This window comes from Paenibacillus massiliensis 2301065 = DSM 16942 (assembly GCF_000377505.1).
Lineage (GTDB): Bacteria > Bacillota > Bacilli > Paenibacillales > Paenibacillaceae > Paenibacillus > Paenibacillus massiliensis.
On sequence record NZ_KB898185.1, the window covers coordinates 769,975 to 782,252 of the forward strand.

The following is a 12,278-nucleotide window of genomic DNA, read 5'->3' on the forward strand; positions in this document are numbered from 1 at the left end:
AACCATTGTATTCCAGACTCTGCAAGATCATTTTACAAAGGCTGACAATCAGTATTGGTGCAAGCTTAATGGAGTATTCGAAATTGCTGTGGTGTTACACCTTCATGCCTCCTGAAGGTCGCTACAAAATGGCTGCTGTCACGGAATCCAACACGCTCGGCAATTGCACGGACAGGCATGGCAGGGAACTCTGTCATGAGCTCTTTCGCTTTGCGCATTCGAATCATAATTAGACAAGCATATGCAGTAATGCCCATAGATTGCTTGAACAGAGAATTCAGATGTCTGATGCTGACACCCAAAATTGCAGCCATGTCTCCAAGCCCCAGAGAAGGGTCACCATAATGCTGCTCCATATACTCCAGTACAGGAATCGTTCTCTCCACCTGTTGGTATAGTGATGGCAGAGTGCCGGTTCGACCATGCTTCTTAAGCATGGCCAGGAATCTATACATATCAGAAGAGGCATCCAGCCCTAACAAATCTCTGTCGCTTGCAATGGAATCCAGCACCTGAATACCGAAGCCATCCAACTCGTTCCCCTGCTCCCAGTAGTACAAGGAGGCTGGCTTCAAGCCCAAAGCGGCGATAACAGCCAAGCACAAGGGGCCTGTAAACGTGATATACAGCGTCTGCCATACATTACTGCGGCGATTGTACCTGTGAGGCTCCCCTGGTGGCAGCAGCACCCCCGTATTCTCCCCCATTTTGAACGAAGCGCCCCCGAAGCTCATTACCCCTTCCCCCTGAATAGTCTGCAGCCAATGAAAACACGGGAAGCCCTCTGGACGGTCTACATCCTCCTGCTGTCCATTTAGACCAATGCTATCAATGAACAATGGAAGCTTCTGCTCGCGTGAGGTAAGAAAATATCGTTTGTGCACATTGTTGTGCATATTGTGAAGCTGCGGTTCCCGTTGCTCTTTCCACTCCATTTCATTCACTCTACTCACTTCCATTTTCTTATATACACTCTGACTTTTATTATATATTCAAGAATAATGATTTCATATAGCATAGAGTTATTCTTATATATTCAATTCTGTTATGTGAGTTCTGTTGTGAGTTCTGTTGTGAGTTCTTGTTATGTGAGCTCTGTTATGAGTTCTTGTTATTGAGTTCTGTCGTAGCTCTGTATCGTAAAGTGTTTTACTTTGGTGTCTTACTTTCATGAAAGAGGTGCTTGATCATGATCAGTAGCAAGCTGCCCAAGGTTTTTTATGGTGGTGATTACAATCCAGAGCAGTGGAGCAAGGACATTCATACTGAGGATCTACGGCTATTTAAGCTGGCAGGCATAGATATGGCTACGATAAACGTGTTCGCTTGGGCGAAAAATCAGCCTGACGAATCCACCTATCATTTCGAGTGGCTGGATGAGCTCATTGAAAGCCTGTATGCGAATGGTGTCTATGTCTGTCTGGCTACCAGCACAGCTGCCCATCCGGCCTGGATGGCGAAGAGATATCCGGATGTGCTGCGTGTCGATGCGGATGGGCGCAAGCGCAAGTTCGGCGGGAGGCACAATTCCTGTCCTAACAGTCCAACCTATCGCAAATATGCAGAACGAATGGCAGAGCGGCTGGCAGAGCGTTATCAGAATCATCCAGCCGTGCTGGTGTGGCATGTCTCCAATGAATATGGTGGCGAGTGCTACTGCGAGCATTGCGAGGCAGCTTTTCGTGTGTGGCTGAAGAAGCGCTACGGTACCGTAGAGAACCTCAACCGGGCGTGGAACACCTCCTTCTGGGGGCACACCTTCTATGACTGGGATGAGATCGTATTGCCGAGCAATCTGTCTGAGCATTGGGGAAATAACAAATCGAATTTCCAGGGGATATCACTGGATTATTCACGCTTCAATTCGGATAGTCTGCTGGAATGCTACCTGCTGGAGTATCATGCGATCAAACGACGCATCCCGGATTCGATCATTACGACGAATCTGATGGGCTTCTATAAGGAGCTCGATTATTTCAAATGGGCACAGCATCTGGATATCGTCTCCTGGGATAGCTATCCCGCCCTGGACACACCTTTCAGCTTCACAGCAATGGCGCATGATCTCATGCGCGGCCTCAAGGATGGTCAGCCCTTCATGCTAATGGAGCAGACTCCGAGCCAGCAGAACTGGATGCCTTACAATTCGCTGAAGAGACCGGGCGTAATGCGGCTATGGAGCTACCAGTCCATTGCTCATGGAGCTGATACCGTCCTGTTCTTCCAGCTTCGCCGCTCTATCGGCGCATGCGAGAAATATCATGGAGCTGTCATCGAGCACGTCGGACATGAGCATACCCGTGTATTTAGAGAGGTCACTCAATTGGGCGCTGAACTGAAGGCACTGGGAGATACCCTTCTGGATGCTTCCGTTCCTTCGCGGGCAGCTATTATTTTTGATTGGGATAACTGGTGGGCGATTGAGAAATCCAGTGGGCCAACCGTCGCTCTGAAGTATCTAGAGCAGATACACAAATACTACAAAGCATTCTTCGATCAGCATGTTCAGGTTGATATCATCAGTCCATCTACAGAATTCACTAAATACGATATCGTTGTCGCACCTGTGCTGTACATGGTAAAGGAGGGTGTAGCAGGGCGGCTGGAGCATTTTGTCGAGCAAGGCGGCACATTCCTGACTACCTTCTTCAGCGGTATTGTCGATGAACACGATCTGGTAACACTTGGTGGATATCCTGGCAAGCTGCGGAAGCTGCTTGGCATATGGGTGGAAGAGATCGACGCGCTCTTGCCGACCCAAAAGAATCGTATCGTGATGAAGGAAAAAACAGGCGTACTAGAGGGGGCCTATCCATGTGGACTGCTCTGCGACCTGCTACATACAGAAGGCGCTGATACGATTGCGGTCTATGGCGAAGATTTCTATCAGGGTATGCCTGCGCTCACTCGCAACCGTTGGGGTAATGGTGCGGCCTGGTACATGGCAACCGACCCGGATCAGGAATTTCTGAATGGACTGCTAACCCATATCTGCACTGAACTCGGCATTGGGGCTCCAATCACCGCTCCTGACAGTGTGGAGATCAGTGTTCGCTCCAAGGAGGGTACGGATTATATCTTCGTTATGAACCATGACCGTGAGCCTCAACAATATTACATTCAGGAGGGTACAGCATTGGAGTTGATCAGCAAACACGAATATAGTGGCGAGGTCACCATTGCCGGCCATGATGTGCATATCTTGAGACCAAGCCAGCATTAGATCGCGGAACATATAGAAGTACAACAATTTGAGAAGCAAATGGAGACGCAACTTGGGAAGCATCTTGAGAAGCATTTCTGTGGATTGCTGGATCTCCCGTTTAGTTACAGGAGTGGCACATTTCATCATTGCCACTCCTGTCTGTGCTGCTGCCAAAAAAAGAAAACCGTAGTTCAGCAATCCAGCGCTGTGCTATAATATCCATGTATTGGCATCCGCTAGGCTGAATGAGGAGTTGAAGGAACGACAATGAGCAAGTTTATCATCTTTTCGGCATTATGGTGGCTGGTGGGCAATCCTTTCCTCGCCCTGCTGCTCCTGCTGATCATCATCTATGTACTTGATCGCCAATTCATCGGCATCTTCCCGAGTCTGACTCGTCCCTTGAAGCGTAGACGCGAAGCAGCCCGGCTGCGAGATCAGATTGCGCTGAATGCGAATGATGTATCGGCCAAGCTGGATCTTGCACGTAACCTGATTATTCGCAAAAAATATGAAGAGTCTCTGCGTTACCTGGGGGAGATCAAGGACAGCTATGATGATTCTGCTGATTACTGGAATGCAGTAGGCACTAGTAGGATTATGCTGGGCCAGTCGGACCAAGGAGAAGCTCACTTGTTGAAGGCCTTATCTATTAATCCGCGCGTACAATACGGTGAGCCTTGGCTAAGGCTGGCAGATGCCTTCAAGGATAAGGATCAATCCAAGGCCCTAGGCTATCTGGAGCAATTTCAGAGCATTCAATCCTCTTCATGTGAAGGCTATTATTTATCGGGAATAATTTATCAATCGCTGGGGAGAAGCCGTGAAGCGCACGAAGCATTCACCCAGTCACTGGCCATTTATCGTACGTTGCCCAAATATCGTAAAAAGAGTGAGCGCAAATGGGCACTGCGAAGTTGGGTCAATAAAATGAAGAAATAGCATGCCAATAGACGCACCCCCGATCGGGAGTGCGTCTTTCTGCTACCCATCATTACAGCCATCTTTGTTATGCTGCATGCTAGTACTTCATTCCACTCTGCAATGCAATGCTTCCTTACAGTGTATCTGTTCAATGTTTCAATCCAGTACAACGATTATGAGCTCTCAACTTCTCAAATCCGTCCATTGTCACCATCAGCAAGACTTTCCAAAGGATGAAGGGTTTTCTTGACAGACCCCTGCCTTACGTATAGATTAACAAGTATACTTGCACCTTTTTACAAATATATTAGAGCATTTCAATAAGCTAGTAGCTGATGAATCCAAGAGAGGAATATCATGATCAGAGTGCTTATCATCGAAGACGACCATATGCTTGGCGACACACTGGCTCTTTATCTACAAGGAGAAGGCTATGAAGTGAGCAGAGTGGACAATGCCGAGAGGGGCCTGATCTTGTTGAGCTCCCAGCCGGATATCATTATTCTGGATCTGGTGTTGCCAGACTCACAAGGGATTAATCCCTGCGCACTCATTCGAGGCCATACTCAGGCTCCGATCATTGTGACCTCCTCATTGACGGATGTTCATGAACGGATCCGCTCGTTAACCGAGGGAGCTGATGATTTCGTGTGCAAGCCTTTCAGCATGCAGGAGCTTAAGGCCAGAATTGAAGCTGTATTAAGACGGAGCTCACATCCGGTGAATCCCACAACAGGGCCAGCTCCTGAACCAGGAGTCACCATAGATTTGGAACGAAGAATCATTCTTCATAATTACAGCAAGATTGAGACGACCTTTTCAGAATTCGAGATTATGAAGCTTTTTCTGCTGAACCCCGGCAAAGTATTTAGCCGTTACGCCCTTATTGAAGCCATTCGTGGTGTTGACTCCTATATCAACGACCGTACAGTGGATGTTCACATTACCAAGCTGCGCAAGAAGCTCGAAGAAAATCCCAAGCAGCCTAGATACATACATACGATATGGGGCGTCGGTTACAAATTCACACCTTGAATTACCATTATAATCCCTCACTACGGCATGGATTGTAAAATAAGCTGAAGCTCATGAAGCACTTCCTCTAATGTAAGCTCTATCTCATGCTCAAGAGCCCCATGCTGCAGCAACTCCTCCATTTCAATCACCTTCTGCTGCAATCGTCTGGCATATAGATTGGCAGCAGCTCCCTTCAAGGTGTGGATTCTACGGGACACCTGGTCGAAGTTCTTGTCGTGCAGCTCCTGCTGTACGATACTGCCGAACGGCTCGTACTCCGTCTTGAATCTTCTCAGTGCAAACTGGAGAATATGCATTTTCTCATCCATTTGGGTTAGCGCTTGCTCAATATCCACTCCTTGAATACTGCGCAAACCATTCATGCCCGACCAAGCATCTACGATCCTCATTAGCCGTTCCGAGTGTACAGGCTTCATCAGCACTTCATTAATTCCGCTCGACAGGCATTGCTCGTGTACAGACTTGACACTGTTCGCAGTGATCGCAATGATCGGCGTCTGATCATACGCACGTATTCTCCGAATGTGCAACGCGGTCTCCATACCGCCCAGCTTAGGCATGGACAGATCCAGAAAGATCAGACTCCACGGCTTCTTCTCCAACCAATCCAGCACCTCATAGCCATTACTTGCGATTGTCACCTCATATCCCAGATAACCAAGTAATCCTTCGATGACAAGCTGACTAATGCGTTCATCCTCACCTACTAGAATACATTTCTTCTCTATTAAGGAGGCCGGCTCGGACATATCCTGTTCAGTGCTTCCTTCTGATGTTAGAGCGGGCTCCTCCAACATCTCAAACACTTCCAAGAGTCCAAGACGGGTAACGGGCTTAAAGAGACGGGCATCTGTCTCCACTTCGTAATCATGTGCCTCAGCCACTATAACGTTACCTGCATCCGAGCACACCACAATATGCAGATAGGGTCGCAGCAGCCTCGTCAGTTCCATAATTCTACGCTCCAGGGGATCTTCTGCACAGGCGGCTACGTTCATAATTAGCACGTGCTGACCGCCCTGATCATTTGACGTTCCCCAGCCCGAGCTGATGAACTCCTTAAAGCTTGAAAATACACGCGGATTCATGCCAAAGGATTGCAGAATCTGAGTCATACTCTCTCTGGAATGGGATGGGTGATCCACGATGGCTGTCTCGTAATTAGGAATACTTACTTCCGTGTGATCAGGTAGGGTTTGCTCCTGTGAAGCTGCCAGTGCAAAGCTTAGCTCAAAGTAGAAGCGGCTGTAGCTGCCAAATGCGCTATCCACCTCCAGACTACCACCCATAGACTCCACCAGATGCTTGCAAATGAATAATCCCAGACCCGTTCCGCCATACTTTCGACTTATATCCGGGTCCCCCTGTGTAAATGACATGAACACCCGCGACATTTGCTCCTTCGTCATACCGATCCCCGTGTCCTCAATCTCAAAGAGAATTCGGACTTGCTCTGCCTCTAGCGAGATGACCTCTGTCCTCAGCAGAACGTGACCAGCATCCGTAAATTTGACTGCATTGCTCAGTAAATTAAGCAACACCTGCTCCAGTCGATAGGGGTCACCAACAACATAGAGTGGACAATCGGGATCTGTGTAGAACACCAGCTCTACATTCTGTTGTCGCGGATAGACGCTTGTCTTGTCCGCCAGTCCCTTGATCCATTTTTCGAAATGAAAGGGCACCTGCTCTAGAACCAGCTTTCCTGCCTCGATCTTCGCCATATCCAGAATATCATTTGTAACATTCATGAGTGAGTGGGAGGAATCATTCATCTTGCGCACATAATCCTGCTGAATCGGAGACAACCTGGTTCGCTGTAGTAGTAGCAAAAAACCGATAAGCCCATTCAGTATCGTCCTGATTTCATGGGTCATATAAGTCAGGAATTCGCTCTTGGCCGCACTGGCCTCCACCGCCGCCTCACGCTCACGAGCATCCGTGATATTCTGAAATACGGCTTGAATTCGCACAAGTACATCCCTGTGATAGAAAGGAAGAATGTACACGTTGTAATACGACGACATGCCATTGTCCAATATGATCCTAAGCTCGGTCTGCTTCGTTCCTTCATTATGCTGCGTGCTTCTCATCAGCCTCACCCATTGCTCCTCTTGCTCTATATGTACCAGCTTCTCAAGGTGCTGATTCATAATCTGGGGAAGCTCGAGCTGAAGCGCTTGCAGCGCATTTGAATTGGCATACATAATACGACCATCAGCCGTGAACTCCATAATCCAGTCCTCTGCGTATTCCTTCAGAAATGCAAAGCCCTCTCCCTGTTCCTGAAGCTGACGCCTGACCGACTTATACGTAGCAATGTTAACACCATACCCTATCAGACGCTGAACTCTTCCATGCTCATCTACAATCGGCTGGAGCTTCACCAGTGCATAGTGACCGAGACATTCAACCTCATAATAGACTGGCTTGCCTTCCCAGGCCTCCTGATACTTCTGATGGATAAACTCAATGATCTCTTGCGGAAAAATCTCACTGTCCAGCCCAGTCGATCCCATAGGCTGCCCCTGTCGGTGAGGAGGAACACCAATTAACTGGAGCATCTCACCTTCGGAGAAGAGATACTCATACCTCCCGTTTCTCTTCTCTACAATAAAGGTGAACCCTGGCTGATGCTCCACAAGCTCCTCAAGCTGACGATAGCTCTGCATGAGGCGTTGCTGTCGCTCTCTGGACCTCGCTAACACGGACAATAATATAATGACCATTAACAACATCAGGGCCAGCGACAGGATTCGACACATCCATCCTGCGGCAAAGCCCTGAAACAACCCAAGCAGCATACAGTTCAATAACAAAAAAAGACCTCCTGACAGCCACTGTACGAAAAAACTCTTCAAAAAGGCATTCAGGAGGCACAATCCAGCAATATACACAAGCTCAGCTGTCCAATACTGCCAGTTCATGGCATAGGAAGCAGGATCCATCATCCGGAAGATCAATAACATCATGAATATGATTACTGCAGACCCTGCCCGACCAAAATAAATCCCCAGCATATATACGATCCCGAGCATGCTCATTTCCATTGGATGATGTAGACCCTGACGGACAGTAAGTAGCACAAGGGCTACCACTCCTAGCACTATGCCTACAACCCATGTACGCATTGGCTGCTTCATATAAATTAGCTTATCCTGCTCAAGACAGGAATGAAGAAGATAGATCGAGCAAAGAACAATCAATGCCGGTAGCATAAAATCTAGTATCAAGTGCCCACCATCCAGATCAGAGAATTGCATAACTATGAAACCTAGTTCCTTTAATCATAGTATGTGAAGGCTAATTGAAGCAACCAAAACAGATTCATCTGTGTGAAAAGTAGCCTCTCAATATTTGAACTTCCGTATTAATTGCTGCAGCTGCTCCGCCATATCTGCGAGACTAAGTGCAGAGGCTGATACCTGCTGCATTGCAGCCAGCTGCTCCTCTGAGGATGCGGCCACCTCCTCCGCTGTGCCCGCATTGCCTATAGCAATCTGAGCCAGCTCAGAAGCCACTGCGGATACCTCTTCGACCCCGGCTGTAATTTGCTGGGATATAGCAGCCACCTCTTCAACCTGCGGTGTCATCTCCTGCATGCTATTCAGTATTGTCTCGAACTTGCTGATCGTGGCTGTGGAGATATCCATACCGTCACGAACCTCGCCCGAGATCTTATTCATCATACTCACAGAAGCCTCCATATCCTGCTTGATCACTTCTGTAAGCTGCGTAATATCCTTAACAGATTGTCCCGATTGCTCCGCAAGTTTGCGAATCTCCTCGGCAACGACTGCGAAGCCTTTTCCATGCTCTCCTGCCCGTGCTGCTTCAATGGAAGCATTTAATGCCAGAAGGTTCGTCTGATTGGCTATGTCTCCTATAAACGTCGTAATCGAAGCAATCTTCACAGAACGATCACTCAAGACCTGGATGATGTGGTTCGCCTGCTCCACCGTCTCATGAATTGAGCCCATTTGCCTCACCGTCAGCCGCACAGACTCCCCACCTTCCTCAGCTTGGGACGTGGTGTGGCGAGTCAGATCTGCAACCTGACCAGAGCGTTCCGCAATTCGGGTAATACCTACGGCGATTTCATCGAGGGCAACATTGTTCTGGACAATACTCACATTTTGTTTCTCTGCACTGCTGGCAATTTCCTGAACGGCCTTCGCTACATCCTCACTTGCCGCACTGGTGGATTCTGTACTTTGTGTCATCTCTCCAGCGGAAGTTACAACCTGGCGTGAGCTGCTCTCAATGCTCTGAATTAATAGACGTAGATTGCCCTGCATCTTGCCAAAGGCATCGGTCAGATCACCGATCTCATCATGGCTTTGTCGAACGAATTCCTGCGTCAGATCACCTTCACTCAGAAGAATAGCTTGTCCCTTCAGCTTCTCGATCGGACGAATGATAGAACGGACGACAAGCCATACCAGCACAATTCCTACTGCTAGACAGATGAGAAGAATCCACAGCATGCTCGTCAAAATAGGCTTGGCCGCCTCCACCATTTCAGAGGTATACATCGTACCAGCCAGCTTCCAGCCTGTCAGGGGATTCGTTGTAAAATACATCAGTTTATCGTCCTCACCCACCTTGTAGGAGAAGCTGCCGGATGGATTCTCGTATACCTGATTCCAAAAAGCATCCTCTGCATTTGTGCCCGCTTCAAGTGTAGGATGATAGATGTATGTGCGACTGGTATCCAGCATCACCATATAGCCCTGTTCACCAATCTTGACGTTCTGCATCCAATCCCGAAACATGGTTAGCTTAAGGTCAATTCCAATAACACCTGTTCCATCATCCAGCGCTTTGGCAATGGTAACTGTAAAATCATCTGAATTCTCTGAGCGATAAGGAGCGCTAACCGTCACTTCGCTCGGCTTGCTCATCGCTTCCTTGTACCAGGCCTGTTCTCTTGGGTCATAGCCTGCCGGGATCTCCTCCGCTGGAGCAGAGGTCATATACAATCCTGATTCAGCAGCAAGCTGAATCGCGGAGGCATCTTCATTTTGCTGCAAATATTGGGCGAACTCCCCTGTGATGTAATCATCTTCTTCGTTGGTGTAGAGCGCTTCATCCAACTGCTCAGCGTAGGTCTTAATATCACTGATTTTGGACTGAATGGCTATGGTGATGGCCAGATCCCCCAGCTTCACAGCTTCCTCTGCACCATGTACGATTTGCTTCTCCACTTGTTCTTTGGCATTAAAGTATGCCAGCACCCCTACTAGTATGGATGGGGCAACCAAAAACACAAGAAAAGACAGGATCAGCTTCGTTTTGAAGTTTTTTTGAATACGGGTCAACCACCCTGTTTTTTCGAGCTTTGCCACTTTCGAATTCAATTCCTCACACCTCTTCTTCTGGTTTTATAGTTCCTCAATCCATATTCATGAGCGAATAACAACCTTCAATATAATCTGAAGCAGCAAGAACTAAGACCAAAGAACTACCGTGCTAAGTATAGGAGAAAATCATTAAATCAAATGCTAACCATTCATAAGAAAACTATGAATTTCCTTAACACTTGTTAAGAAAACTTAAGCGCATTTATGGCAATTCTCTATGACGTTCGTCGTCATTCGACAAAAATAAAGCGAATATAAGGATATCAATAAATGATTTTCGCAAAAGCACATGCTAAAAGCACCTACCAACAGCTCTGCACAAAAAAAGGACATCCTTCAGCCCAAAGGCGAAGGACATCCCTCTTGTTACACCATCATTTCTAATCAGCTCTAACCAGATCTAGTCAGCTAGAGCCTATCTCAGCGGATAATATCCTGCTTGATTCAATTGTGCAGCGATCACTCGATAGCCTCGTCCGTTAGGATGGATCCCATCCAGTGAGAGCAGACGGCGCTCTTGGCCTGCGAAGCTGTCCTGAATCTGGACTGCCCGAATGACCCCAGCATTCATTGTGCTGAGAAAACGATTGTATTGCCCCACCCAATACTGTGCCTGCGGATAGCGCGGCAGTGGGTTGTACAGCCCCAGAATTCGAATAAAGAAGGGTTCCCGGCTGCCTCTCTTGATCTGCAGCAGCGTATTCACGATCCGGCGCACATTGCGTTTGGTCATCTCCAGATCCCCTCCTGCATCCCGCTGCATGCCTGAGCGCGCCATCCTGAGCAGATCATTGCCCCCGATACTGACGGTGATGATATTGGCCTGACTCACCCCGCTCTCCAGCAAGGTAGAGCTGTTCAACTGACTGAGCAACTCTCCTGAAGTCATCCCGTTCACTCCATAATTATGCAGTATAATTCGCTCTTGCAGTGACCGCTGTGCCATGCTTCTATAGAGAGGAACGAAGCCGCTGCCAGGCAGTGCCCCGGTCCCTACCGTGAGCGAGTCACCAAGAGCCGTATAGCGATATGCCATATTCCCTGCCTCCCTGTCGGTTCACCCTCGCAGAACTATGCTTCTGCTACAATGATTACACTGCCGAAGCAACGCTCCGCTGAACTGGCGTTAATGCAGTATATGTAAAGACAGGGGATACGGGCACGGTGAATGCTTAGTCGAGCTCTACTTCATACACACAGCGGTAATGCTCAAGTCCAGTGTGCGTATCCTTCGTTATGTATACCGCAAATCCGAGCTGTCTGAAGAACTGTGCTCCTTCCTCATCGGTATTTGCCGTCATACGCTGTAGCTCACGCTTCTTGATCAATTCCAGCAGCATTCCTCTGGCATACCCTTTATGTCGATTCTCCGGAAGAACAGCCAGATGCTGCAGCTTCAGCTCCCCATCGGCCTGCTCAACGAAGCCGGTGATCCCAACGATCAGCCCCTCGTCCTCATACCCGTATAGATGCCAGTCTGCCAACGAAGCATAATGCTCAAGCAGCTCGTCCTCCTCTTCTCCAGTCGGAATAGCCGCGTAGCCTAGCAGCTCTCTAATTTCGGGGCGTTGCACTAATTCATTCCTGATATCCTTGAACATGTTGGTTCCTCCTGATCAGCTGATTGTTGGGGCAGACAAGCTTGCCCCTAGTTGAAGATAATAAAATGTTTCATTTGAAAATGAGTCGGCACTGCTGACGCCAAAGTATCCCACGAGCGGAATAATTACTACAAGGAGCACGATTAT

Annotated in this window: 8 protein-coding genes; 3 read left to right on the plus strand and 5 right to left on the minus strand. The window is 48.2% G+C overall.

Going from position 1 to position 12,278, the window contains the following annotated elements:
* Nucleotides 1-65 precede the first annotated feature (65 nt).
* Nucleotides 66-935, minus strand: a complete 870-nt coding sequence (locus D328_RS0103425; RefSeq protein ID WP_231505427.1) for a helix-turn-helix domain-containing protein — start codon at nt 933-935, stop codon at nt 66-68.
* Between the two features lie 254 nt (nt 936-1,189).
* Between D328_RS0103425 and D328_RS0103430 the strand changes: the two genes are divergently transcribed.
* The 3 genes from D328_RS0103430 (at nt 1,190) to D328_RS0103440 (ending at nt 5,164) form a co-directional block, all read left to right on the plus strand.
* Entirely contained in the window at nt 1,190-3,223 is a 2,034-nt protein-coding gene (locus D328_RS0103430; RefSeq protein ID WP_018883556.1) for a beta-galactosidase, read from the plus strand.
* Between the two features lie 249 nt (nt 3,224-3,472).
* The gene (locus D328_RS0103435; protein ID WP_018883557.1) at nt 3,473-4,147 is read left to right on the plus strand and encodes a tetratricopeptide repeat protein; all 675 of its coding nucleotides are present in this window, start codon (nt 3,473-3,475) and stop codon (nt 4,145-4,147) included.
* 339 nt (nt 4,148-4,486) lie between these two features.
* Nucleotides 4,487-5,164: a response regulator transcription factor gene (locus D328_RS0103440; protein WP_018883558.1), complete on the plus strand. Its 678-nt coding sequence runs from the start codon at nt 4,487-4,489 to the stop codon at nt 5,162-5,164.
* A gap of 20 nt (nt 5,165-5,184) precedes the next feature.
* Here D328_RS0103440 and D328_RS0103445 read toward each other — a convergent pair whose 3' ends face one another.
* From D328_RS0103445 to D328_RS0103460, 4 genes are all read right to left on the minus strand, one after another.
* Nucleotides 5,185-8,310 (minus strand): ATP-binding protein, encoded by a 3,126-nt coding sequence (locus tag D328_RS0103445; RefSeq protein ID WP_169445784.1) that lies wholly within the window; start codon nt 8,308-8,310, stop codon nt 5,185-5,187.
* 207 nt (nt 8,311-8,517) lie between these two features.
* On the minus strand, nt 8,518-10,527 hold the full coding sequence (locus D328_RS0103450; protein WP_018883560.1) for a methyl-accepting chemotaxis protein: 2,010 nt from the start codon (nt 10,525-10,527) through the stop codon (nt 8,518-8,520).
* A 418-nt stretch (nt 10,528-10,945) separates the two neighbouring features.
* Nucleotides 10,946-11,566 (minus strand): GDSL-type esterase/lipase family protein, encoded by a 621-nt coding sequence (locus D328_RS0103455; RefSeq protein WP_018883561.1) that lies wholly within the window; start codon nt 11,564-11,566, stop codon nt 10,946-10,948.
* A gap of 136 nt (nt 11,567-11,702) precedes the next feature.
* Nucleotides 11,703-12,131 (minus strand): GNAT family N-acetyltransferase, encoded by a 429-nt coding sequence (locus tag D328_RS0103460; RefSeq protein ID WP_018883562.1) that lies wholly within the window; start codon nt 12,129-12,131, stop codon nt 11,703-11,705.
* Nucleotides 12,132-12,278 lie beyond the last annotated feature (147 nt).